This is a genomic window from Streptomyces sp. NBC_00878 (assembly GCF_026341515.1).
GTDB lineage: Bacteria > Actinomycetota > Actinomycetes > Streptomycetales > Streptomycetaceae > Streptomyces.
This window is the reverse complement of record NZ_JAPEOK010000002.1, coordinates 159,761-183,884: the sequence shown is the minus strand read 5'-3', so window position 1 is coordinate 183,884 and position 24,124 is coordinate 159,761. Positions and strand designations below refer to the sequence as shown.

At 70.0% G+C, this 24,124-nt stretch carries 18 protein-coding genes and 1 pseudogene; 8 read left to right on the top strand and 11 right to left on the bottom strand.

Going from position 1 to position 24,124, the window contains the following annotated elements; all coding sequences use genetic code 11:
* Nucleotides 1-57: 57 nt before the first annotated feature.
* From OHA11_RS45330 to OHA11_RS45305, 6 genes are read right to left on the bottom strand one after another with little or no spacing between them, the layout of a single operon-like run.
* Nucleotides 58-852: an aminotransferase class IV gene (locus OHA11_RS45330; RefSeq protein ID WP_266508201.1), complete on the bottom strand. Its 795-nt coding sequence runs from the start codon at nt 850-852 to the stop codon at nt 58-60.
* Nucleotides 853-912: 60 nt separating this feature from the next.
* Entirely contained in the window at nt 913-2,091 is a 1,179-nt protein-coding gene (locus OHA11_RS45325) for an FAD-dependent monooxygenase (protein WP_266508199.1), read from the bottom strand.
* Between the two features lies 1 nt (nt 2,092).
* Nucleotides 2,093-3,709 (bottom strand): class I adenylate-forming enzyme family protein, encoded by a 1,617-nt coding sequence (locus OHA11_RS45320; RefSeq protein WP_266508197.1) that lies wholly within the window; start codon nt 3,707-3,709, stop codon nt 2,093-2,095.
* Between the two features lie 41 nt (nt 3,710-3,750).
* Nucleotides 3,751-5,319 (bottom strand): AMP-binding protein, encoded by a 1,569-nt coding sequence (locus OHA11_RS45315; protein WP_266508195.1) that lies wholly within the window; start codon nt 5,317-5,319, stop codon nt 3,751-3,753.
* The gene (pabB, locus tag OHA11_RS45310; protein WP_266508193.1) at nt 5,316-7,463 is read right to left on the bottom strand and encodes an aminodeoxychorismate synthase component I; all 2,148 of its coding nucleotides are present in this window, start codon (nt 7,461-7,463) and stop codon (nt 5,316-5,318) included. Before pabB ends, OHA11_RS45315 begins: the two co-directional genes overlap by 4 nt.
* 25 nt (nt 7,464-7,488) lie before the next feature.
* A complete protein-coding gene (locus OHA11_RS45305) occupies nt 7,489-8,085 on the bottom strand; it encodes an antibiotic biosynthesis monooxygenase (protein ID WP_266508192.1) in 597 nt (198 codons plus the stop codon).
* Nucleotides 8,086-8,363: 278 nt separating this feature from the next.
* Here OHA11_RS45305 and OHA11_RS45300 point away from each other — a divergent pair, with 278 nt between their 5' ends.
* Complete coding sequence (locus OHA11_RS45300) at nt 8,364-9,155, top strand: DUF3050 domain-containing protein (protein ID WP_266508191.1); 792 nt, start codon at nt 8,364-8,366, stop codon at nt 9,153-9,155.
* A gap of 162 nt (nt 9,156-9,317) precedes the next feature.
* On the opposite strand, the gene OHA11_RS45295 is transcribed toward OHA11_RS45300, so the two are convergent.
* A complete protein-coding gene (locus OHA11_RS45295; RefSeq protein ID WP_266508189.1) occupies nt 9,318-10,307 on the bottom strand; it encodes a LacI family DNA-binding transcriptional regulator in 990 nt (329 codons plus the stop codon).
* Nucleotides 10,308-10,667: 360 nt separating this feature from the next.
* Between OHA11_RS45295 and OHA11_RS45290 the strand changes: the two genes are divergently transcribed.
* The 7 genes from OHA11_RS45290 to OHA11_RS45260 all read left to right on the top strand — a co-directional run bounded on the left by OHA11_RS45290 (nt 10,668) and on the right by OHA11_RS45260 (nt 20,686).
* Nucleotides 10,668-11,594 carry a carbohydrate ABC transporter permease gene (locus OHA11_RS45290; RefSeq protein ID WP_266508187.1) on the top strand — a complete coding sequence of 309 codons (927 nt, stop codon included), beginning with the start codon at nt 10,668-10,670 and terminating at the stop codon, nt 11,592-11,594.
* A 4-nt stretch (nt 11,595-11,598) separates the two neighbouring features.
* A complete protein-coding gene (locus OHA11_RS45285) occupies nt 11,599-12,555 on the top strand; it encodes a carbohydrate ABC transporter permease (protein WP_266508185.1) in 957 nt (318 codons plus the stop codon).
* An 83-nt stretch (nt 12,556-12,638) separates the two neighbouring features.
* The gene (locus tag OHA11_RS45280; protein WP_266508184.1) at nt 12,639-13,976 is read left to right on the top strand and encodes an ABC transporter substrate-binding protein; all 1,338 of its coding nucleotides are present in this window, start codon (nt 12,639-12,641) and stop codon (nt 13,974-13,976) included.
* A 50-nt stretch (nt 13,977-14,026) separates the two neighbouring features.
* Nucleotides 14,027-16,069, top strand: coding sequence for a beta-galactosidase (locus tag OHA11_RS45275; RefSeq protein ID WP_266508182.1), 2,043 nt, complete (start codon nt 14,027-14,029; stop codon nt 16,067-16,069).
* Between the two features lie 119 nt (nt 16,070-16,188).
* On the top strand, nt 16,189-18,234 hold the full coding sequence (locus OHA11_RS45270) for an RICIN domain-containing protein (RefSeq protein ID WP_266508180.1): 2,046 nt from the start codon (nt 16,189-16,191) through the stop codon (nt 18,232-18,234).
* A gap of 214 nt (nt 18,235-18,448) precedes the next feature.
* Complete coding sequence (locus tag OHA11_RS45265) at nt 18,449-20,140, top strand: dolichyl-phosphate-mannose--protein mannosyltransferase (protein WP_266508642.1); 1,692 nt, start codon at nt 18,449-18,451, stop codon at nt 20,138-20,140.
* Nucleotides 20,141-20,281: 141 nt separating this feature from the next.
* Nucleotides 20,282-20,686 (top strand): ATP-binding protein, encoded by a 405-nt coding sequence (locus OHA11_RS45260; RefSeq protein ID WP_266508640.1) that lies wholly within the window; start codon nt 20,282-20,284, stop codon nt 20,684-20,686.
* A 17-nt stretch (nt 20,687-20,703) separates the two neighbouring features.
* On the opposite strand, the gene OHA11_RS45255 is transcribed toward OHA11_RS45260, so the two are convergent.
* The 4 genes and pseudogenes from OHA11_RS45255 to OHA11_RS45240 form a co-directional block, all read right to left on the bottom strand.
* Nucleotides 20,704-21,189 (bottom strand): ATP-binding protein, encoded by a 486-nt coding sequence (locus OHA11_RS45255; protein WP_266508178.1) that lies wholly within the window; start codon nt 21,187-21,189, stop codon nt 20,704-20,706.
* Between the two features lie 117 nt (nt 21,190-21,306).
* Nucleotides 21,307-21,678, bottom strand: a complete 372-nt coding sequence (locus OHA11_RS45250; protein ID WP_266508176.1) for a PRC-barrel domain containing protein — start codon at nt 21,676-21,678, stop codon at nt 21,307-21,309.
* Nucleotides 21,679-21,864: 186 nt separating this feature from the next.
* Nucleotides 21,865-22,798: pseudogene (locus OHA11_RS45245) on the bottom strand (anti-sigma factor RsbA family regulatory protein).
* Between the two features lie 337 nt (nt 22,799-23,135).
* Nucleotides 23,136-24,041 carry a SigB/SigF/SigG family RNA polymerase sigma factor gene (locus OHA11_RS45240; RefSeq protein WP_266508174.1) on the bottom strand — a complete coding sequence of 302 codons (906 nt, stop codon included), beginning with the start codon at nt 24,039-24,041 and terminating at the stop codon, nt 23,136-23,138.
* Nucleotides 24,042-24,124 lie beyond the last annotated feature (83 nt).

Here is a 24,124-nt window from a genome sequence, read left to right as displayed (position 1 = left end):
AATCGCGCCGGGCCGAATGAAACCGGTCCGGCGCGAACCTTTTCTTCATATCTTGGTTCAGTCGGCCGGCAGGGGTTCCATCAGGCCGTCCAGCCATTCCCGCCATTCCTTGGCGAAGACGTGTGGACCCGCTTCCAACGGCCGGCCCTCCCAGCCGGCCACCGGCCGGATTCCGTGCAGCGCGTTCACCAGCCACACCTCCCGGTCGGCGAGCTGCTCCAGGGTCCGCTCGCAGTGGGCCATCCGGATCCCGCTGTGCAGGGCCCGTTCCTGGATGAGGCCCGTGGTGACACCGGCCAGGATCGGCAGCTGCTGCGGAGGCAGGCACAGGGTGTCGTCCTCCCACCACAGCACGCTGGAGGTCGCCGCCTCCAGCACCAGACCGGACGGGGCGATCAGCACCGCCTCCTCCGCGCCCTGTCCCCTTGCCCGTTGCCGGACCCGGGCCAGCGCGTCCAGATCCGGTCCCTTGCGGCGCGGCACCGTTCTCGGGTCCGGCTGGCCCGCCGCCCACACGCGTACGTCCGAGCCGAGCGGCGGCGCGTACCGCAGGAGCAGCCGCAGCTGGAGGGAGCCGGCCACGAGCTCGACGCGCGGAAACCACGATCCCGTGCGGGGCAGCGCGGCCGTCATGTCCCGCCAGAACTCGTCGAGTTGATCGGGAGAGGGACCTCCGATGTCGCCACAGGCCCGCACGAACCGCTCCCGGTGCCGGTCGAGCGCGCGCACCTGCCCGTCCCGGACCAGCCAGGAGTCCGCGACCAGCAGCTGTGTGTCGGCCGCCAGGCCGGCGATCAGCCCACGGCCGGGCATCCACGCCAACAGCCCCTCTGCGGTTGCCGGTTGTGTCATCAAAGAAACTCTCTCCTCTCAGTACGTCCGTCAGTACGGCCGGTGCTTCAGGTGCTCCGGTCAGTACTTCCGGCCGGCGCTCGCCGGTGATCCGTGCCTGGGTCCGTACGGGGCGTGTTCCAACCAGGCCCCGCACCACGGCAGCACGGGTGCCAGGGCCGCCGCCGCCCGCTGTTTCGCCCGTACGATCCGACGGCTGGGCCGTAAATGGTCCAGGGCCGTGCCCGCCGCCGCGCTGTTGAACAGGGCCGCCGTCCGCCGGGCCGCAGCGAACTCCGCGACCGCCTCCGTCGTGCCGGTGGCCACGGCCGTCGCTGCCGCAGCCGCGTCCGCGATGCCACTGTTCATGCCGCGGGCGCCGAAGGGCGGGAAGAGGTGGGCCGCCTCGCCGACGAGCAGTACGCGGTGCTCGTCGTCGGTGAAGGCCGCCGCGACCTTGCGGAGGAAGCGGTACGTCGACACCCACAGGATCCGGTCGGCGTACCCCTCCCCCACGACCGCGGGCAGCCATCGCCGTACCGCCTCCTCGGTCCCGTGGGACTCCTGCGTGTCGTCGCCCCCGCACTGGAGGTCGACCTGGAAGCCGCCGGTGAACGGCACGCGCATGACGCTGCGGCCGCCGACGCCGGGATGCTCGTAGTGGAAGACCCGCTCCAGCGGCAGGTCGGCGCCGGGGATGTCGGACACGTCCACCACGACGTGGAAGCCGTCCGTACGGGTGCCTTCCATGGGGATGTCCAGCTCGCGCCGGACCGCCGAACGGGCACCGTCGGCGGCGATGACGTGGGTGGCCGTCCAGCCGCGCCCGTCGCCGCTGCTCACCGCGACCCCGGAGTCGGTGACCTTGACGCCCGTCACGCGTGCGCCCCAGGCGAAGTCCACTCCGGCCGCCTCGCAGGCGGAGCGCAGGAACCGCTCGGTGTCCACCTGGCGCAGACTGGTGAAGGGCGGCGGGAAGGTGGGCGGCGGGAACGTCTTGGCGTACACCTCGCGGCCCCGGTACAGGGTGCGTTTGGTCAGCCAGGTCCGACCGTACGACGTGATGTGGGCGGCCAGGCCCGGGCGCATTCCTTCGAGGAGTTGCAGGGTTTCCTTGTGGACGAACAGGGCGCGGCTGCCCGGCCGTTCGCGTCCTTGCGGGTCCGCTTCCAGGACGGTGACCGGGAGTCCGTGTGCGCGCAGGCCGAGTGCGGCCGACATGCCCACGGGTCCGGCGCCCACGACGATGACAGGGCTCACGTCAGGCGCCGCCGGGATGCTCGGCGGTGGCGGCGGCTGTGGCGCCGGCGGTGGCGGTCGCGCTCTCGGTGAGCATGCGGGTGATCTCGACCCGCTTGACCTTCCAGGTGGAGGTCATCGGCAGTTCGTCGAACCGCCACTGCCGCGGGTCGGCCATCGTGGGCAGGTCGGCGGTGGCCTCGTGCCAGCGCCTGAGGTCGAGGGGCTGTTCGCCCCGCACGCACACCACCGGGACCGGTTCGCGGTCGACGCCGGGCACGATGACGACCTCCCGCAGTTCGTCGAGGCGGGACATCAGCGTGTCCTCGATCTCCAGGTTGCTGTGCACGGAGTCGATCTGGTCGATCTCACGGTCGATCAGATAGAGCGCGCCCCACCGGTTCCGGTACCCCATGTCGCCCATCTGCCACCAGCCGTCGCCCAGTTGACGGTCGTACCGTTTTTGGGCGCCGAGGTAGGTGAGGATGCGGCCCCTGGTGCGGGCCTCGATGCGGCCCGGTGTCCCGGGCCGGGCACGCCGTCCCACGCTGTCGGCGATCCGGACGCGGGTGAAGCCGGGGATGCCGATGCCGACCCGGCGGCCGTCCGCCCGGGCAGCGCCGCGGCGCGTGTACCACTGGAAAGCGACCGGACCCGTCTCGCTCTGCCCGTACAGCTGCATCAGCCAGGGCGAGCGCCGGTTCGAGGCGCCGAGCAGTCGCTGCACGGTGCGCGGGTGGATCGCGTCGAAGGTGCTGCCGTACGAGCGGACGCGGGCCAGCGGTGCGCCGGGGGCGTCGGCCAACTCCTCCCACAGCACGAAGGTGTTGGGGTGGGTCTCGACGATGCCGGGGCGGTGCCGGGCGAGCAGCGGGCCCGCGGCGGCGGGTTCGGGGTCGGTGATGAACAGGAGCGGGCTGCCGAAGTGCAGCAGCACGCCGAGGAGATGGTAGAAGCGCGAGTGGACGAAGGACATGTGCAGTGCGGCCGTCTCGCCGCGGGTGGGCCAGCCCATGGCCTTCTGCGGAACGAGCCGGTTCCACATGGTGTTCGGGCAGTGCACGGCGAGCTTGGGGGTGCCGGTCGTGCCCGAGCTGTGGGTGATGAGCGCGGGTTCGCGGGGGTGCAGCCGGACGGGTCCGTGCGGTGGGGCGCCCGCGTACTTGTCCAGCGGGACCGCTCCGGGCGCGTCGTCGACGGAGAGGGTCTGCCGGACGAGCCGGTCGACCTCGATGTCCTTGAGGCGTCCGGTGAGCTTCGCCCGGTCGGTGACCAGCCAGGGCTCGCGGAGCCGCTTCATGAGCCGGCCGACGACGTGGCCCTGGAGGCCCGGTGAGAGCAGGACGGGGACGGCGCCGATCCGGGAGACGGCACAGGTCAGCAGGACGATGTCGACGTTGTCCGTCTTGTGGACGACGACCTGCTCGGAGGGCCGGACACCGGCCTCCCACAGCCGCCCGGACAGGTCCTCGACCAGGGCGGCCAGGACCGGATAGCTCAGGTCGAGTCCGAGCTCGGGGTTGACGTCCAGCGGCCGGTCCAGGGTGACCGGGACGGCTCCGTGCCGGGCGGCGGCCTGCTGGAACACGGGGCCCAGGTAGTACCCACGATCGGAGAACAGGGACTGCGGCTGTGGCATGTGCCCTTTCCTTTCTGGGGTGTTCGCGGTCACGGACACGCTCACCACGCGCCCTGGCGGAGGAGGTGGCGGCGGAGCTTCCCGGTCGGGGTGCGGGGCAGTGCGGGCACGACGTGGACGGTTCTGGGGGCCTTGAAGGCGGCGAGGTGTTCGCGGGCCAGGCCGATGAGTTCGGACTCCAGGCCGGACCTGGTGGCGGCGAAGGTGGGGGCGGTCTTGGCCGACACGCCGATGACGACGTAGGCCCGCAGAGCGGTCGCGCCACGGTCGTCGGTGACGGCCGCGACGGCTACCTCGCGTACCGCCGGATGCTTGCGCAGTACGGTCTCCACCTCCAGCGGGGAGACGGTGATGCCGCCGACCTGCTCCATGTCGTCGGTGCGGCCCACGTGCCGGTAGGTGCCGTCCGGTTCGCGCCACGCGCGGTCCCGGGTGTTGAGCCACCCGTCGACGAGGACGCGTGCCGTCTCCTTCGGCAGGTTCAGGTAACTGGGCGTCAACGTCGGCCCCTTGACCCAGAGTTCGCCCTCCGAGCCGTCCGGCACCGGGTGTCCCGCGCGGTCCCGCAGCTCCAGTTCGAAGCCGGGGACCGGGCGGCCGACGGTGCCGGGGGTGTTGGCGTCGAGGCTGTTGGCGCAGAAGGCGTGCCCGGCCTCGGTGGAGCCGATCTGCTCCAGGACGGGCGCGCCGAGCAGTTCGGTGACGCGCTCGCCGAGTCCGGCGGGCATGGTTTCACCGGCCGACACCGCCGCGCGTACGGAGGCGAAGCAGGCGGCGTGTCCGTCGGCTCGGTCGGCGACCAGGGCGGCGTACGCGGAGGGGACGGAGTAGAGCAGGGTCACCCGGTGGCGGGCGACGAGTTCGTCGACGGCGGCGGGTGAGGGGCGCCGGTCGACCAGTACGGCGGAGGACCCCGAGAAGAGCGGGAAGACGAAGGCGTTGCCGAAGCCGTACGCGAAGAACAGCTTCGACACCGAGAGGGTGACATCGTCCGGGGTGATCCGCAGCAGCCGGTCGCCGATGAGCTCGTAATACGTCCCGGGGTCGCCGTGGCAGTGCACGACTCCCTTGGGGGTGCCGGTCGTTCCGGAGGTGTACTGGATGTAGAGCGGGGTGCGCGGCCCGGCCGGGTTGGCGTCGGTGGTGGGCGGCGCACTGCGGGTGAGCGCGACGAGCTGGTCGGCGCCCAGCCGCGTCCGGCCGGCGAACCGGCCCTCCAGGCCCGGCCCGGTCACGCACAGCGCGGCCCCGGCGTCCTCGGCCATGAACTCGTGGTCGGCCGCGGGCAGTTCGGGATTGACGAGGACCGCGACCGCGCCGAGCCGGGCGGTGGCCAGGAACGCTGTCACCCAGGCGAGGGAGTCGGGCAGCGCGAGCAGCACCCGGTCGCCGGGGCAGACACCGTGGTCGGCCAGGACGCTGGCGGCGCGGGCGGCGAGGTCGTGGACCTCGCCATGGGTCCAGGCCCGGTGGCCCTGGTGGAAGGCGGGCCGGTCGGTCCAGCCCTGCCCCTCGGCCAGTGCGGCCAGCCCGGAGGCCAGGTTCCCGGCCTCGCTGTCGGTGGCACCGGCCGTGTCGGTGGGGCTCGGGGCGGCGGTCGTGGGCGTCATCGGATCTGCTCCTGCAGGGTGACCGGCTCGGCGGTCGTGGACTCGCGATGGGCGCGCAGTTGCGCGGCGGTCTTCAGCAGCATCTCGTCGTACTCCGCTTCGGGATCGGAGCCGAGGACGATGGCGCCGCCCGCTCCCAGGTGCATCCGGCCGCCGGTGAGGACGGCGGTGCGGATGACGATGTTGAGGTCGGCTCCACCGCTGCACCCGAGATAGCCGACGGCTCCGGAGTAGACCCCGCGGGCGGCGGTCTCCAGCGAGTCGATGATCTCCATCGTGCGCAGCTTCGGCGCTCCGGTCATCGAGCCGCCGGGGAAGCAGGCGCGTACGCAGTCCACGGCGTCCGTGCCCGCGCGCAGGCGGCCCTCGATGGTGGAGACGAGCTGGTGCACGGTGGCGTAGGTTTCCGTGGCCATGAGGCGCGGCACCCGGACCGTTCCGGTCTCGCAGACCCGGCCGAGGTCGTTGCGGAGCAGGTCGACGATCATCAGGTTCTCGGCGCGGGTCTTGGCGTCCGTGGCGAGCGAGTCCCGCAGCCGGGCGTCCTCCTCCGGCCGGTCGCCGCGGGGCGCGGTGCCCTTGATGGGCTTGGCCTCGGCGACGCCGTCCCGGGTGATCCGCAGGAACCGCTCGGGGGACGCGCCGGCCACGGTCAGGTCACCGAACCGCAGGAAGGCCGCGTAGGGCGCCGGGTTGATGCGCCGGAGCACCCGGTAGTAGGCCAACGGGTCGGGTGGCGCGGGTAACTCGGCGGCGTTGGTCAGACAGATCTCGTAGCTCGTCCCGGCGTTCAGCTCGCGCTTGCATGCCTCGATGTCGGCGAGGTAGGTCTCGCGGTCGCGCGCCAGCCAGGGTTCGGCGGCGTGCAGGTCCGACTCGGACGCGGTCGGCGGGGCGAGGGCGGGCCCGGCCGCCGACACGAAGCTCAGCTGCGCCACCGCGCCGTCGAGCCAGTCGGCGGCGTCCCGCGTGCCCTGCGGCGTGTTCTCCGCCAGGCAGACGGCGTAGGTGAAGCCGTCCTGGTGGTCGACCGCGATCAGCCGGTCGGCGAAGAGCCAGGAGGCGTCCGGGGTGTCGGCCCGGTGGCGGTTCGGCGAGCCGCAGTCGGCTTTCAGCTCGTAGCCGAAGTAGCCGACGTATCCGCCGGTGAAGTCGAAGGGCAGCTCGCCCGCGTCCACCCGGCGGGTCGCCAACTGCCGTTTCAGATAGTCGAAGACGCCGGCCCGGACCTTGCGCGGGGGCCGCCCGGGCCGCTCGACCTCACACACCCCGGACTCGACGTCGTACCGTACGAACTCGGCCAGCGGGCCGGTGCCGTCGCCGAAGAACGAGAAGCGGGACTGCCCCTCCTCGACCCGCGAGCTGTCCAGCCAGAACGCCCTGGGCGCGTCGGCGCACATCCGGGTGAAGGCCGCCTCGGTGTCCACGGCGGTCGCGATCCGACGGGTGTGCAGTCGGTGTCCGACGGACGCGGAGCGCCGGGGGCGCGGCACGAACACCGTGGAGGTGTTGCCTTCGGAAAGGGGCTGTCGGGTACGGGACTTGGTCAGCCGGACCCCGCGACGCCGGGCCGCCGTGAGGCTGCGGAAGTTGAGGAACAGCCGGTGGCCGTACTCGGTGAGGATCGACTCGGGGTGGAACTGCACACCCCACAGCGGCCGGGTGCGGTGCCGCAGCCCCATCAGGACGCCGTCCTCGGCCCAGGCGGTGCCCTTGAGGCTCGCCGGCAGCGGTTCCCGTACGGACAGGGAGTGGTAGCGGACCGCGGTGAAGTCCTGCGGGAGTCCGCTGAACAGGCCCTCGCCCGTGTGCCGGATTCTGGAGAGATGCCCGTGCCGGGGCTCCGGTGCGGCCGTCACCCGGGCGCTCTCGCCCGCGGCGATGCCCTGGTGTCCGAGGCAGACGCCCAGGACGGGAATCGAGGACTCGGCCAGCACCGTGGCGCTGATACCGAAGTCGCGTGGCCGGGCGGGGTGTCCCGGTCCCGGGGACACCACCACGTTGTCGAAGCCCCGGAGATCCGGAACGTCGTCGGCCGGGGTGTCGTTGAGGATCACCACCGGCTCCTCGCCGTTGACCTCGGCAATCAGCTGGAACAAGTTGTACGTGTACGAATCATAATTGTCGATGAGCAGGGTCTTCACCCGCCCACCCCCCTTATGGTCGTTCTCAGCCTTGCGCAGCCCGTCGTTTGTGTCGTCCACGGATCGCCTGCAGCGGTGGGTACAGCCATTTCTTGAAGAAACGCTGAAGTCGCGGCATGAGAATCCACGTGACAATGGCCGTCACAGCCAGGCAAAGGAACAGAGTGCGGATGAGAGGGTTGAAGCTTCCGAGATAAGGAAGTACCGCCAAGTTGAATATGAGTACGGGCGGGAAGACCGCGCTCATATTCACGAACCATAACTTCCACTTCGGTGGCGGCCGAGGTGCCGCCGCAGCGGCACCGGCCGTTTCGGCCTGGGAATCGAACCAGGCCCTGGAGCCCTGCACGGTCTGCCGGCCGGTCTCCTGGGCCAGCGTCTCTCCACGCGCCTGCCACTCCGCCCGATCGGCCGAGCGGTCCCAGGCCAGGGCGGAACCTTCGCTGTTGAAGCGGTAGACCACATGCCACTCCGCCTCTCCGTCGACGAGCACGCCACCGCCGAGAAAGCCCGGCTGCCGTGCTGTCGCACGCAGTGCACCCCACCCCCAGGAGTGGAACTCGGCCTCGCGGCCCGGTACCACTCGATACGCGACGGTGACGGTAACGGGATTCCTGGTCACGGCTCTGAATACGGAAAGAGAAGGCTTGCTGTTCAACTCTCAACGGAGTTTTTGCGAGCAGCCGGGAAAGCAGCCCTTTGTCACCCTTCTGCCCGCCTTGACATCTTTTGTCACACGGTTCTTCGGACAACATTCACGAATTCATGGAATCGCTTGGCGGGCGCCCCAACAAAGCGGGACCATCGACCTCGGAGGCACCTTTCACCGACGACACGAAGATCCAAAAATTGAGCCGAAAAAACGAATCAGCTGGATCTGAAAGAGCAAGAAGGAGATCCATGTCCAGGTATGACTGGAGCATGAACCACGAGGGAATCGACCGGGTGCGCGCCGAGATCGAACCGGCCCGAAAAGAAGTGACCGCCCATCCGGTCTATCAGCGGATGAGCACCCGGGAGGACCTGGCGACCTTCATGGAGCACCACGTCTTCGCCGTGTGGGACTTCATGTCGCTGCTGAAGTCCCTCCAGCGGGAGCTGACGTGTGTGGACGTCCCCTGGGTGCCGCGCGGCTCGCAGGTGGGCCGGCGGCTCGTCAACGACATCGTGCTGGTGGAGGAGAGCGACGAGCAGGACGGCGGCTTCATCAGCCACTTCGAGCTCTACCGGGACGGCATGGTCGAAGCGGGGGCGGACACCTCACGGCTAGACACGTTCCTCGCGCTGCTCGGGGAGGGCCACGACGTTCCCGCGGCACTGCGAGCCGCCCAAGTCCCGGGCCCCGCGGCCGAGTTCGTCACCACGACGTTCGGGATCATCCTCGGCACGCCCGTCCACTGCCAGGCGGCGGCCTTCGCCTTCGCCCGGGAGGACCTCATCCCGGACATGTTCGACCAGGTGATCAAGAAGGAGGGCGCCGACCGGTTCCCGATCTTCCGCGACTACCTGGCGCGGCACATCGAGGTGGACGGCGAGGAGCACACCCCCATGGCGATGGCCATGGTGGCCGACCTCTGCGGCGAGGACGACACCCGCTGGCAGGAGGCCGCGGAGACAGCGATCCTCGCGCTGGAGGCCAGGTCCCGGCTCTGGGACGCGATCGTGGAGGCCATGGAGAAGACGAACAACTGATCCCGGCTCCCGGACGGCCGACGGCTTCCCCGGACCGCGTGACCCCACGACGCCTTCCCCGCGGGCCGGTACCGCCCCGCCCCACAGGGGCGCGGGGAACCGCGCGACCAGCCACCGCCAACCCGCGGACGACACACACGCACAGCACGTCCCGCGCCGAGCTCAAGACACCCGCGGCGCCGCCGTACTGTCACGCACCACGAGCCGCGTAGGCACGAGCGTGGTCCCGTGTTCCGGCGTAGCGTGGCGCATCTGCCGCAGCACGCCCTCGACGCAGCGGCGTCCGACCTCGGCGAAGTCCTGGTGGACGGTGGTCAGGGGAGGCAGGAAGGAGCCCGCCTCGGGGATGTCGTCGAAGCCGATGACGCTGACGTCGTCGGGCACATACCGGCCCCGCTCGTGCAGGGCCCGCAGCAGGCCCAGCGCCATCTGGTCGTTGGCCGCGAACACCGCCGTGCAGTCCCGCTGTTCGGCGAGTTCGAGGCCGGCCCGGTAGCCGGACTCGGCCGACCAGTCGCCGCGTACCAGCGGTGGCGCCGTGCAGCCCGCCTCGGTGAGTTCGGCACGCCAGGCGTCGGCGCGGCGCTGGGCCGCGAAGGACTCTTCGGGTCCGGCCAGGTGCCAGACCGTGCGGTGGCCGAGGTCGAGCAGATACCGCACGGCGGCACGGGTCCCGCCGGCCTGGTCGGTGTCGACCACGGTATAGCGGTCGCCCGCGTCCGAGTCGGCCACGACGACCTGGATGTGGGGCGGCAGAGTGAGGGCCACCGCGTCGAGCAGGTGCACCTCCAGGATGACGATGACGGCGTCGACGGCCAGCTCCCCCAGCCGGGAGAACGCACCGCGCACCTCGTCCTGCGTGGGAACGGCGACGGGCAGCAGCGTGACGGCGTACCCCTCGTGCGCCGCCGAGGTCGCGATCGCCTCCAGCGTGCGCACGTTGCCCGTGGTCGACAGGCCGAAGGTGATGACGCCGATCGTCCGGAACTCGCCGCGCTTGAGTGCCCGGGCGGCGCTGTTGGGCCGGTAGCCCAGTTCCCGCATGGCCGCCAGCACCTGCTGCCGGGTCTCCTCGTTCACACCCGCGTAACCGTTCGAGACACGCGAGACGGTCTGCGAGGAGACGCCGGCCAGCCGGGCGACGTCCGCCATGGACGCACTCTGCGTCCGGCGGGAGGCCCGTTTCCCGGTCCGCGCCACCGACTTCGGCCTGCTCGCCGAGGCACTGTCCGCTGTGTCCACCCGTCTCCCTCCCTAGGCCCTGTCCGGCGGATCATGCCGCAGACGCGGGGTCTGTCACGCCCATCTGCGACTTGATCCGCCGGACAGGCCCTAGCCGAACCGCGTTTTCTCAAATGACCCTTGACCACCGTCAACAGGGCAGTGTAGACATGCCGCCATCAGATGTTTACGTAAACATAACAGGCCAAGGACATCTCCGGGACTGGACGTTTGCGCAAACATCAGCGGCGCAGGACGCCGGGTTCGCGAGAGGGACGAGCGAGGAACGAGATGACGACGCTACAACCGCCGGCGGCAGCCAAGCGGCGCCCGGACCGGCCTCCGGCGAAACGGGACCGCCGCTCCTGGACGGGGTGGGGTTTCATCGGTCCCTTCGTGGCCGTGTTCGCCCTCGTCTTCCTGGCACCGATCGTGTACTCGGTCTACCTCAGTCTGTTCCGGGACCAGCTGATCGGCGGCACCACCTTCGTCGGCCTGGACAACTACACACAGGCGCTGAAGGACGACCGGTTCTGGGACTCGCTCGCGCGGGTGTCGCTCTTCCTGGCCGTACAGGTTCCGATCATGCTCGGCATCGCCCTGCTGATCGCCCTCGCGCTGGACAGCGGGCGCCTGTACGGCAAGGACTTCTTCCGCATCGTGATCTTCCTGCCGTACGCCGTGCCCGCCGTGGTCGCCACCCTGATGTGGGGCTTCATGTACGGCACGAAGTACGGACTGGTGGGCGACATCAACTCGGCCTTCGATGTCACCCTGCCCGACCCGCTCTCGACCGACCTGATCCTGGCGTCGATCGGCAACATCGTCACCTGGGAGTTCATCGGCTACAACATGCTGATCTTCTACTCCGCGCTGCGGGTCATCCCGCACTCGCTCTACGAGGCCGCGGAGATCGACGGTGCCGGACAGTTCCGCATCATCAGCGCCATCAAGCTCCCCGCGATCCGGGGCGCCCTCGTCATCGCGACGATCTTCTCGATCATCGGCAGCTTCCAGCTCTTCAACGAGCCGAGCATCCTGCGGCCGATCGCGCGCAACGCCATCACGACCGACTTCACCCCGAACTTCTACACGTACTCGCTGTCCTTCAACGGCCAGCAGCACAACTACTCCGCGGCGGTCGCCATCATCATGGGGCTCATCACCATGGTCATCGCCTATGTCGTGCAGCTCCGCGGCATGCGCAAGGGAGCGTGACCCGATGACCAACACGAGCGGCTCCGTCACCACCGCCTCCCAGCCCGCACCCGTCCAGGCCTCCGGCGGTTCCACGGGCGCGCCCCGACTGCGCACGCGACGGGCGCACACCCCCGGGCGCCCCAGGCGCAGCGTCCTGCTGACCGTGCTCACCGGCCTGGTCCTGCTGTACACGGTCGTACCCCTGGTGTGGCTGGTCATCAGCGCCACCAAGACCCAGGAAGGGCTGGCCGATTCGTCCGGACTGTGGTTCAGCGACGACTTCGCCCTCTGGGACAACATCGGCGAGACGTTCACGTACCACGACGGAATCTTCGTCCGCTGGCTGCTGAACACCCTGCTGTACGTCGTGCTCGGCGCCGGCGGCGCCACCCTCCTGGCGATCCTGGGCGGCTACGCGCTGGCGAAGTTCGCCTTCCCCGGCAAGCGCGCCGTCTTCGCCGTGGTCATCGGCGCCGTCGCCGTCCCGGGGACCGCGCTCGCGGTGCCCACGTTCCTCATGTTCAGCAAGATGGGCCTGACCGACACCCCGTGGGCGGTGATCATCCCCTCGCTCGTGTCGCCCTTCGGTCTGTATCTGATGTGGGTCTTCGCCACCGAGGCCATCCCCACCGAACTGATGGAGGCGGCCCGCATCGACGGAGCGGGCGAGGTACGCACCTTCTTCCAGGTGGCCCTGCCGCTGCTCGCCCCCGGCACCGTGACCGTCCTGCTGTTCACCACGGTCGCGACCTGGAACAACTACTTCCTGCCGCTGATCATGCTCAAGGACCCGGACTGGTACCCCCTGACCCTGGGGCTGGACGCCTGGAACAACCAGGCTCAGACGATCGGCGGTGACGTGATCTTCAACCTGGTGATCACCGGTTCACTGCTCACCATCATCCCGCTGATCGCCGCGTTCCTGCTGCTGCAGAGGTACTGGCAGTCCGGGCTCGCCGCCGGAAGCGTCAAGGAATGACCCGCCCTCAGGCCCCCACCCCCCGCGGCCCCGTCTCTTTCCCCCTCGCCCTGTCCCACCCACGAAGAAGTGGAAGCACCTCCATGCGCCGAACCACAAGCCGCCTGCTGCGCGGCATCGCTCTCCTCTCCGCCCTCGCCATGGGGGCGACCGCCTGCGGCGGCTCCGACGACGACAGCTCCGGCCAGAAGGCGGTCTCCGCCGGGGACATCCAGGCGGCCCTGAAGAAGGGCGGCTCGGTCACGGTCTGGGCCTGGGAGCCCACCCTCAAGACCGTCGCCGCGGACTTCCAGAAGAAGTACCCCAAGGTCAAGATCAACCTCGTCGGCGAGCGGTCCGGTGACAAGCACTACACCGCCTTGTCGAACGCCATCTCCGCCGAGAAGGGCGTCCCCGACGTCGCCCAGGTCGAGTACTTCGCGCTGAGCCAGTACGCCCTCACCAAGGGCCTCAGCGACCTGGCCCCCTTCGGCGCCGACAAGCTCAAGGCCAAGTACACCCCCGGCCCGTGGAACGCCGTGAGCGACGGTGACAAGGTCTACGGCCTGCCGATGGACTCCGGCCCGATGGCGCTTTTCTACAACAAGAAGGTCTTCGACAAGTACAAGGTCGCGGTCCCGACCACCTGGGACGAGTACGTCGAGGCGGCCCGCAAGCTGCACAAGGCCGACCCCAAGGTCTTCATCGCCGCCGACGCGGGCGACGCGGGTCTGACCACCAGCCTGCTGTGGCAGACCGGTTCGCGTCCCTACAAGGTCGACGGCACCAAAGTGAAGATCGACTTCAACGACGCGGGTGCCAAGAAGTACACCGACACCTGGCAGAAGCTCATCGACGAGAAGCTCGTCGCGCCCATCAACGGCTGGACCGACGACTGGTACAAGGGCCTGGGCGACGGCACCCTCGCCACACTGCCCAGCGGCGCCTGGATGCCCGCCAACTTCGTCACCGGCGTGCCGAACGCCGCCGGTGACTGGCGAGCGGCCCCGATGCCGGCCTGGACCAAGGGTGACAAGGCGAGCACGGAGAACGGCGGCAGCTCCCTGGCCCTGCCCACGCTCGGCAAGAACAAGGAACTCGCCTACGCCTTCGTCGAGTACGCCAACTCCGGCGCCGGCGTCCAGACCCGCATAGACGAGGGCGCATTCCCGGCGACCACCGCGGAGCTCCAGGACAGCGCGTTCCAGAACAAGGAGTTCGAGTACTTCGACGGGCAGAAGGCCAACGAGATCTTCGCCGACTCCGCGGCCAACGTCGCCTCCGACTGGTCGTACCTGCCCTTCCAGCAGTACGCCAACTCGATCTTCAACGACACCGTCGGCAAGGCCTACGTCGGTAGCACCAAGCTGACCGACGCCCTCAAGACCTGGCAGGACGCGTCCGTCAAGTACGGCAAGGAACAGGGCTTCACCGTCGAGTAGTCGACGCACGCCCCGACGCCGCCCCCTTGTGACACACCGGAAGGACCACGATGATCTCCACCCTCCTGTCCCAGCTGAACGGGCCGGACGGTGACTCCACCCCATGCCTCGCGTACGGCGCCGACTACAACCCCGAGCAGTGGCCTCGCGAGGTGTGGGACGAGGATGTCCGGCTGATGCGTGAGGCCGGTGTCAACGTGGTCTCCGTGGGGATCTTCTCCTGGGCCCGCATCCAGCCGGCCCAGGACCAGTGGGACTTCGGCTGGCTCGACGAGATCATGGGCCTGCTGCACGAGAGCGGCATCGGGGTCGACCTGGCCACCGCCACCGCGTCCCCGCCGCCCTGGCTCACCACGGCGCACCCGGAGATCCTTCCGGTGACCGCCGCCGGTGAGACGGTGTGGCCGGGGGCGCGGCAGCACTGGCGCCCCACCTCGCCCGTCTTCCGCACCCACGCACTGCGTCTGGTGCGGACGATGGCCGAGCGGTACGCGGACCATCCCGCGCTGGTGGCCTGGCACATCTCCAACGAGCTGGGCTGCCACAACATCTACGACTACTCCGACGACGCGGCCCGTGCCTTCCGCGACTGGCTGCGCGACCGGTACACCACCCTCGACGCCCTCAACCACGCCTGGGGCACGGCCTTCTGGTCGCAGCGCTACAGCGACTGGGAGCAGATCCTGCCGCCGCGGCTGGCCGCCTCCCACCCGAACCCCACGCAGCAGCTGGACTTCAAGCGCTTCTCCTCGGACGCGCTGAAGGAGTACCTGCGCGCGGAGCGGGACGTACTGCGGGAGATCACGCCGGACGTGCCGATCACCACCAACTTCATGGTGATGGGCAACACCAAGGGCATGAACTACCCGGACTGGGCGGGCGAGATCGACTTCGTCTCCAACGACCACTACGTCCACCCGGGCCCGCAGGACCGCGACGAGCTGTCCTTCTCCGCGAACCTCACCAGCGGTATCGCGAACGGCCGTCCGTGGTTCCTGATGGAGCACTCCACGAGTGCCGTCAACTGGCAGCCCGTCAACGTGGCCAAGCGGCCGGGTGACCTGGCCCGCGACTCGCTGCTGCACGTCGCGCACGGCGCCGACGCCGTGTGCTACTTCCAGTGGCGCCAGTCCGCGGCCGGTGCCGAGAAGTACCACTCCGCGATGGTGCCGCACGCCGGTGCCGACAGCGAGGTCTTCCGCGCGGTCACCGCCCTCGGCCAGACCCTCAAGGCCCTGGCCCCGGTCGCGGGCACCGAGCGCGAACCCTCCCGCGTCGGAATCGTCTACGACTGGGAATCATGGTGGGCGAGCGAGCAGGACTCCCACCCGACCGCCCTGCTCGACTACCGCCAGGAGGCGCTGGACTGGTACTCCGCCCTCCTCGCCCTCGGCGTCCGGGCCGACGTCGTCACCACCTCGGCCGACCTCGACCGGTACGACCTGCTGATCGCGCCCGTCCTGCACGTGATCCCGGCTCCGCTGGCCAAGGAGCTCACGCGGTACGTCGAGACCGGCGGCCACCTCGTCACCACGTACTTCTCCGGTGTCGTCGACGAGAACGACCACGTCTGGCTCGGCGGCCACCCGGGAGCGCTGCGCGACCTCCTCGGCATCCGTATCGAGGAGTTCGGGCCGCTGCTCGAAGGGGACAGCGTCGACCTGGACGGCGCCGGCCCGGGCACCCTGTGGACCGACCGGATCACCGTCACCGACCCGGCGGTCGAGGTGCTGGCCCGCTACCGCACCGGGACGTACGCGGGCAGGCCCGCCGTCACGCGCCGTGCGGTGGGCCGGGGTTCGGCCTCGTATGTCTCCACCCGGCTCGGCGCCGACGGGCTTGCCGGTCTGCTGCCGGGGCTGCTCGACCCGGCGGGCGTACAGAGCGAACTGCCCGCCGACGCACGGGGATCGGTCGAGCAGACCGTACGCCGCGGACCCGACGGCCGCTTCCTGTTCCTGGTCAACCGGACCGACGGGAACGTGCCGCTGACCGGCCTCACCGGAGAGATCCTGGTCGGCGACACGGACACCGAGGGCGGTCTCGTCCTCGGGCCCAGGGACGTCGCCGTGGTGCGACAGCCCGCCGGCTGACCCACTCCCCCGCACACCGCCGACTCCTCGAACGGCACCGCGCTGGTTCGAGGGCCATCCCTCCTGCCCGACGGGCGGGAGGTACACCGCAGCGCCAACACCGTAGTTGGGAGCACACGATGGCACGCCGCACCCGCAGCAGACGGCTCCTCGGAGCCGCCGGCCTCACCGCCCTGGCCACCGGGGCCGCTCTGGTCTCCGCCCCGTCGTCCACCGCACAGGTGACGGCGGCGGACCCCGCAGCCGTCACCGTCCGGCCCGACCCCTCGTACGAGCAGGAGAAGTTCGAGGGCTGGGGCACCAGCCTGGTCTGGTTCGCCAACGCCACCGGGGACTACCCCCAGGAGATACGCGAGAAGCTCGCCAGGCTCCTCTTCGGGGACGACGGCCTGGCGCTGAACATCGCCCGCTACAACATCGGCGGCGGCAACGCCCCGGACGTCGAGGACTACCTGCGCGCCGGCGGTGCCGTCGAGGGCTGGTGGAAGGCCCCGGCAGGCACCACCCGCGAGGACACCGACTGGTGGAGCGCCGACGACCCGGCGGACTGGAACAAGGACGCCGACGCGACCCAGCGCTGGTGGGTCGACCGCATCAAGAACGACATCGACCACTGGGAGACGTTCAGCAACTCCCCGCCGTGGTTCATGACGAAGAGCGGTTACGTATCCGGCGGGTTCAACGCCACCGAGGACCAGCTCAAGGCCGAGTCCGTCGACGACTTCGCCGCCTACATGGCGGGCGCGACCAAGCGTCTCGAGAAGGCCGAGGGCATCAAGGTCGACACCGTCGACCCCTTCAACGAGCCCAACACCGGCTACTGGAGCACCCGTCTGGGCGCCGACGGCAAGCCGGTCGGCGGCCGTCAGGAGGGGGCGCACATCGGCCCCGAGCTCCAGCAGAAGGTCATCAAGGCCCTGACTCCCGCGCTGGAGAAGGCGAAGACCAAGGCGGAGATCTCCGCGATGGACGAGACCAACCCGTCCATCTTCTCGACGAACTGGAACACCTACCCGCAGGAAGTGCGGGACCTCGTCGGCCAGATGAACGTCCACACCTACGGCACCGGCCAGCGGACCACCGTACGTGACCTGGCGAAGGCGGCCGACAAACCGCTGTGGCAGAGCGAGGTCGAGGGCGACTGGGGCGACGGGCAGAGCTTCACGGACATGCGGCCGGGGCTCGGCCTCGCCCAGCGCATCGTGGACGATCTGCGTGAACTGGAGCCCAAGGCCTGGGTGTTCTGGCAGCCCGTCGAGGACTACGACAACATGAAGCCGGGCGGCGAGTCGGCCAAGGGCGGCAACTGGGGCAGCATCCAGCTCCCGTTCAGCTGCACCTCGACGGACACCCTCGAATCGTGCCCGATCCACACGAACACGAAGTTCGACACGGCCCGGAACTTCACGCACTACATCAAGCCCGGTGACCGGCTGATCAAGACGGACGACACGTCCAGCGCCGCCGCCGTCTCCAAGAAGGGCAACGGCGCGACGGTCGTCCACGTCAACAGCACCACCGCCGCCCGCACGGTCACGGTCGACCTGTCGAAGTTCGGCAAGGTCAGCCGCAGTGCCACCGTCACGCCGGTCGTGACCAGCGCCGACGGCAAGCTCGAACGCCACAGGGCCGTCAAGGTGAGTGACCTCAGGGCCACCTTCACGGTGCCCGCGCAGTCGGTGACCTCCTTCGTCGTCAAGGGCGTCTCGGGTGTCGCGAAGGACGCCGCCGAACTGCGCAAGGGCCACACCTACGAGCTGACCGGCGTCCAGAGCGGCAAGTCGCTCACCGTCGCCGACAACGGCACGAGCCTGGTCATCAGGACCTCGGCTGGAGACGCGGCCGGCCAGGAGTGGAAGCTGCGGCAGATCTCCGGCGACACCGGCAACCGGCAGCGGTACGTGTTCACCAACGCGGTGGAGGGCAAGCGCCTGGCGGTCCGTGACGGCGCCCCGGTGCTGGAGGCCGACTCCGGTCCGCGCGACAAGGCCACCCAGTGGATCATGTCGACGACCGGCGACGGCACTTGGACCCTCGTCAACGCCGCCACCGGACGCCTGCTGGAGGTCGGCGGCCAGGCCACCAACGACGGTGCCGCCGTCACGCTGTGGACGCCCAACTCCGGCTCCAACCAGCGCTGGAGGGTCTCGGACGTGACCGACTAGGACCGGCCGCCGCCCGAAGCGGGGGCCCGGACGCGCCCTCCTTTCCGCACAGCCCTGTGCCCGCCGTCGCGCACGGCGGGCACAGACGTGCGTTCGCGGCCGTTTCTCACCCGGCCGTCTCGCCCGGCCACTCCATCGAGGGGGTGGCCGAAAACCCATAAGAGGAACAACCGTTCCCTACGATGACCCGGTGACCAGTGACATCGCGGCGCAGGTGGACGCCGAAGCCCGCGCGAAGACGGAGTCCTCTCCCTGGGTGAGGCGGCTGCACCGGTTCGGGTACACGGCCGGCCCACGGTCCGACACCCGCGACCTCCTGGTCCCGCCCTTTCCGGAACCGGGCACGCGCGTCGGGGAGGCCCTCGGCCTCAGCCCGGCACTGGCGTACCGCGCCGCGAGGGCGATGGGCTGGCTCGGTCCGGTCCTCGTCGCCCTCCTCGCCGGAGCGATCCGCTTCTGGCACCTCGGCCGGCCGCGGGCCGTGGTCTTCGACGAGACGTTCTACGCCAAGGACGCCTGGTCGTTGCTCGAGCTCGGTTACGAGGGGACGTGGCCGGACCGCAAGATCGCCGACGCGCAGATCCTGGCGGACCCTCAGGTGATCCCGCTGTCCGACGCCGGGAGTTTTCTGGCGCACCCGCCGATGGGCAAGTGGGTGATCGCCCTCGGTGAGTGGATGTTCGGTCTGAACCCCTTCGGCTGGCGCTTCATGACGGCGGTGCTCGGCACGCTGTCGGTGCTCATGCTGTGCCGAATAGGCCGCCGGCTGTTCCGTTCGACGGCACTGGGCTGTCTCGCCGGGCTGCTGATGGCGGTGGACGGCCTGCATTTCGTGATGAGCCGCATCGCTCTGCTCGACCTCGTCGTCATGTTCTTCGTCCTGGCGGCGTTCGGGTGCCTGCTGGTCGACCGGGACCGGGCGCGGGCCCGTCTCGCAAAAGCCCTGCCGGTGGACGCGGACGGCTTCGCGGGCCCGCACCGGCACACGGGCGAGCGTGCGGGGACGGGGGTAAGGCCGTGGCGCCTCGCGGCCGGTGTCTGCCTGGGCCTGGCGTCGTCCAGCAAGTGGAGCGGCCTCTACGTCCTGGCGTTCTTCATGGTGATGACCGTGCTGTGGGACGTCGGCTCCCGCCGCGTCGCCGGGGCCCGCCGCCCGTACCTGGCGGTGCTGCGCAAGGATCTCGGCTGGTCGGCGCTGTCCCTCGCACCGGTCGCCATGGTCACGTATGTCACGACCTGGACCGGCTGGTTCCTGACCGACAAGGGCTACGGACGCCACTGGGCGGACGACCGGGGCGGCCCGTGGTCATGGATCCCGGCCCCCCTGCGCAGCCTGTGGCACTACGAGTCCGCGGTCTACGAGTTCAACGTGGGGCTGAGCGACTGGCACCGGTACGAGTCCAACCCGTGGAGCTGGCTGATCCTGGGGCGGCCGGTGGCGATCTCCTACGAGACGGACTTCGCACGGGACGGCTGCCGCACCGCGTCCGGCTGCTCGGAGGCTATCCTCGCGCTCGGGACGCCCCTGCTGTGGTGGTCGGCGTGCTTCGCGCTCCTCTATCTGCTCTACCGGTGGGCGCTGCGCCGCGACTGGCGCGCGGGAGCCGTCCTGTGTGCGGTGGGCTCGGCCTATCTGCCGTGGTTCCACTATCAGGACCGTACGACCTTCTCCTTCTACGCGGTCGCCTTCGTGCCGTATCTGTGCCTGGCCGTCGCGATGTTGGTGGGCGCGATGCTGGGGCCGCCGGGGTCGAGTGAGAATCGCCGGGCCCGGGGAGCGGTGGGCGCGGGGGTCCTGGTGCTGCTCATCGTCTGGAACTTCGTCTACTTCTTCCCGATCTATGCGGGCACGACGATCCCGTACTCCGACTGGCACTCGCGCATGTGGCTCGACACCTGGATCTGACGTCATCCGCACCGGACCGGACGAGTAAGCCCCTTTGCCGTCGGGAAGCAGCAACGATGGGAAGCAAAGCAAGCGCCACCGCCCCACAGGGAGCCGGCTGGGGAGGGCGAGAGGGCGACCGAGCCGCGTTGGGACGACAAACTGCCTGCTGAGGAGACGTACACCCAGACCACCGAATTCGGCGGCGAACCGCCCGACGTGACGGGCGCACGACTTGCCGCGGAGGCGTTTCTCCTTGCCCTGACGCGCGCGTCCCCGCCGACCGAACCCGAGCGCTGGGACGACATCCTGCTGGTGGTCACGGAGCTGGCCGCGAACGCGGTGCAGTACGCACCGGGGCCGTTCGTCCTGCGCATGCGGCGTACGTTCGACGGTGTGCACGTGACGGTGCACGACACCAGCACCACACCACCGGCGCCCCGGCCCTTCCGCCCCGGCCGGAACGACGGGGGCGTGGGATGGCACCTGATCCATACGCTGTGCGACCAGGTGAGCGTGGTGACGGCCGAGAAGGGCAAGGACATTCACGTGTTCATGCCGTGGTGAGGAACGGTGAGGAACTCCTACGGCGAAGTCTGGAGCGGCACGACAACGCGGATGGTCTTGCCGCCTCCCGGACGTCTGTCGACGGCGATCTCGCGCGACAGCCGGATGATCAGCGGCCAGCCGTAGCCGTTGCCGTGGTGCACCGGGGGAAGGTGGCCCGAGCCGTAGACCGCGGCGGGGATGACGTCACTGTTGTCGTGCACGGTCAGCCTCACCCCCTCATGCGTGGGCGTCACCTCGAACCCGGCCAGCCCATCCCCGTGGCGAATGGCGTTCGCGGTCAACTCCGAGACGACGAGCAGGAGATCGATGAGAGCCGGCTCCGTCGCCCTGCGGGACGGGGAGTTCCATCGCTCCAGCACCACGGCCCGGACATGGGCACGGGCCATCGCCGCGGTCGTGACCGGAACCGCCGACAGCGACGCCCCGCCGGGCGTGCGGTCGGGCGTGCGGTCGGGCGTGCGGTCGAGCGACGCGAAGGCGGTCGTGTCGATTCGGTCCATATCGGTCGTCCCTGAGATCCGCTTCCTTTGTGCCCGGTCCCAGAACGGGGCCGTCCACATCCGCCTTCCCGCTGAGCGCGCACCCATGGGTGCCAATTCCCCGACCGGCGCACCGGGTCAGGACGCGCTCGCCTGTCGCGGAGGCAGATTCCGGTAGTAGTCGCCGACGCCGGCGAGGTATTCGGGGTCCAGCGTCTCGCGATCGGTCTTGAACCGCGGCGCTCGCTTGATCTCCTCCGCGGTGCACGCCACCCGGACCTGCTGGGCCTTCACGTCGACGGCGGTGACGAGGCCCGCGGGTATCAGCACGCTGCTGCCGAACAGCCAGACTCCGGTGTCGACGATCAGATGCCGCCACCCGGAGCCGTCGGCCTGTCGGCCCACGTGCCCCATCGTGCCGTCGGCCGCCACCACCGTGAAGCCCGCCAGCCGCTGTCCCTCCGTGTGCCCGCTGTCCACCGCGTACGACCAGATTCTGTCGGTGCCCACGCCGCTCCTTCGGTCTCGTGTCACGTCCGGGCGGAGGACCGCGGCCGGGACATCCGTCGCCCGCCGTGCCGCTCCCCGCCATGCCCCCACGGGCAGGGCTCCCCGCCATGCCCCCACGGGCAGCAAATACCCTGCTGCGGGACGGGCATTCGCAATAATTTCGCCGAAAAAGTCCGCTCGCGTGGTTTACGCGCGAGAGACGTAGCTGCGGATGGTCGTGCCGTGCTCTCCGGTGTGCACGCGCACCAGGTCCGACAGGTGGTGAACGAGCAGGAGGCCTCGGCCGCCGAGCTGATCGGGGGGTGCCGGACGGCGGCCTGCGAGCGGGTCGGTCAGGCGGCCGGTGTCCTGGACCTCGCAGACGATCTGCTCGCTCTCCGCCCACAGACGCAGTGTTCCCCCGCCGTCGGCGTGCACCACGCTGTTCGTGGTCAACTCCGCCACGACCAGCGCCAGATCCTCCAGGCGAAGCGCGCTCATGCCCCGTTCGCGTGCCTCGTGGAGCGCGAAGTCCCGGGTGACCGGCAGGGCTTCGACGTCGAAGCGGAACGTGGCCGCCCCGGGCGGACATCGCAGCGGTTCGTTGTAGCGCGAGCACCTTCGCGGGGTCGTAGGCGTCACTGGCCGACCGGTGGCCCGCGGTGATGACGAGGGGGTGCGTGGCGTGGGCATCGGCGAGTACGTGGTCCGGCAGCGACCGGGCGTCGTACGGGCACAGGATGATCAGGTCCCGCCCGCGGAACGCCGCGTTGATCAGGGCCTCGTGCTGGACGCAGGCCGGATACTCGGTGGCGGTGCGGCCGGACCAGATCGGTTCGCCGATGATGCGCACGCGACCGCCCCGGCGTTTGTCGGCGAAGGCCCGCAGCACCGACGGGATGATGCGGCCGGGGTTCCGGCCGGCTCTGGTCATGTCGACGAAGTGCACGGCCTCGGCCGCTGACCCCAGCGCCGTGGCGATCAGTTCCAGCCGCGGGACGGGGGCGGCCACCGCGACGGGCTCCGACGCCGCGAGTCCCGCCAGGAGGAAGGGCACTGTGCCGGCCACGTACTCCTGGTCACCGCGGTAGAAGAGCGCGGGATGGACGAAGGGGGCGTCCTCGGTCGCCGTCGTCGTCATGCCGCCCCACCAGTCGTCGGGGGTAGGGGCCGGGAGGGTTGTACAGTCCGCCGCCGCCCGGCCCGGGTCGCGTGGGCTTCGGGCCCGAAGCCGGCCGTCCGCCGAATCGGGCCGGGGTGACCCACCGCTGCGGGACCTCGACACGGACAACGATGTGTCCGTGCTGCCCATCGGGTCCACCGGTGCCACCCCGGGGGGCCACAATACGCCGTCGCACTGGCGTTCCATAAATGTGCCCGGGGCCTAGCCGACTACCCCGTGGTCCGGGCGCGCGCTCGAGCCCGGACCACGGGGTTCACCGGGCGACGGCTGCACCGTCGGCCTCGTGGGCTTCGCGTCACGCGGCCCTGGTCCGTCCGTCGGTGTCGGGGCGACCGGCTCGCGGCTGCTCGCCCAACGCCTCGTCCCTGACGCGCGCGCAGCTGCGGCTGATGAGCCGTGAGACATGCATCTGGGAGATGCCGAGCACGTCGGCGATGCGCGCCTGCGTCATGTCCTCGAAGAAGCGCATGTACAGGATGGCCCGCTCGCGTTCGGGCAGTCGGCGCAGTCCTTCCTTGGCCGCCTCGCGGTCGACGATCACGTCGTACGAGGAATCGACGTCACCCAGGGTGTCCGCGAGGCTGCAGGTGTCGTCCGCGGACGACAGTTCGGCGTCCAGGGACAGCGTGCTGAAGCTCTCCAACGCCTCCATCCCGGCACCGACCTCGTCCTCCGTCAGTCCGGTGTGCGCCGCGATCTCGGCCACCGTCGGCTCTCCGGCTCCGGGGTTCGACGTGAGTTCGCGACGGGCCAACCGCACCTTGTTGCGCAGATCCTGGACCCGGCGGGGCACTCTCAGCGCCCACATCCGGTCCCGGAAGTGCCGCTTCACCTCACCGGTGATGGTGGGCACGGCGTAACTCTCGAATGCCCCGCGCGAGGGGTCGTAGCGGTCGACCGCCTTCACCAGGCCCATGGCCGCGACCTGGCGCAGGTCCTCGACGGACTCGCCCCGGTCGCGGAACCTGCCGGCGATCCGGTGAGCCATGGGAAGCCACGCCGTCACCAGTGCGTCGCGTACGGCGTCCCGCTCGGGCCCGTCGTCCAGCTCGGCCAGCCGGGCGAACTCGGCCGCGGCGTCAGGGGCGTCGTCGTGCCGATGTTTCGCATGGGCGGACGGCCGGGCAGGTGAGTCCGGCCGAGCGGCCGTCTCGGTGCGTACGTGCCTGTCAGATCGACTTGTAGACAAATCGTTAAGCATAGGGATCCGCTCCTGAACATTGGCTTTGCGGGGGAATGCCGCAGGAGGAGTGCTGTCCGAGCCACCCGGAGGCCCCCGGAGCA

What these genes read in the sequence shown, in the direction of transcription:
- OHA11_RS45330 (WP_266508201.1), bottom strand. Translation starts at nt 852, where the DNA reads ATGACACAACCGGCAACCGCAGAGGGGCTGTTGGCGTGGATGCCCGGC.
- OHA11_RS45320 (WP_266508197.1), bottom strand. Translation starts at nt 3,709, where the DNA reads ATGCCACAGCCGCAGTCCCTGTTCTCCGATCGTGGGTACTACCTGGGC.
- OHA11_RS45315 (WP_266508195.1), bottom strand. Translation starts at nt 5,319, where the DNA reads ATGACGCCCACGACCGCCGCCCCGAGCCCCACCGACACGGCCGGTGCC.
- OHA11_RS45300 (WP_266508191.1), top strand. Translation starts at nt 8,364, where the DNA reads ATGTCCAGGTATGACTGGAGCATGAACCACGAGGGAATCGACCGGGTG.
- OHA11_RS45295 (WP_266508189.1), bottom strand. Translation starts at nt 10,307, where the DNA reads ATGGCGGACGTCGCCCGGCTGGCCGGCGTCTCCTCGCAGACCGTCTCG.
- OHA11_RS45290 (WP_266508187.1), top strand. Translation starts at nt 10,668, where the DNA reads ATGACGACGCTACAACCGCCGGCGGCAGCCAAGCGGCGCCCGGACCGG.
- OHA11_RS45285 (WP_266508185.1), top strand. Translation starts at nt 11,599, where the DNA reads ATGACCAACACGAGCGGCTCCGTCACCACCGCCTCCCAGCCCGCACCC.
- OHA11_RS45280 (WP_266508184.1), top strand. Translation starts at nt 12,639, where the DNA reads ATGCGCCGAACCACAAGCCGCCTGCTGCGCGGCATCGCTCTCCTCTCC.
- OHA11_RS45275 (WP_266508182.1), top strand. Translation starts at nt 14,027, where the DNA reads ATGATCTCCACCCTCCTGTCCCAGCTGAACGGGCCGGACGGTGACTCC.
- OHA11_RS45270 (WP_266508180.1), top strand. Translation starts at nt 16,189, where the DNA reads ATGGCACGCCGCACCCGCAGCAGACGGCTCCTCGGAGCCGCCGGCCTC.
- OHA11_RS45255 (WP_266508178.1), bottom strand. Translation starts at nt 21,189, where the DNA reads ATGGACCGAATCGACACGACCGCCTTCGCGTCGCTCGACCGCACGCCC.
- OHA11_RS45240 (WP_266508174.1), bottom strand. Translation starts at nt 24,041, where the DNA reads ATGCTTAACGATTTGTCTACAAGTCGATCTGACAGGCACGTACGCACC.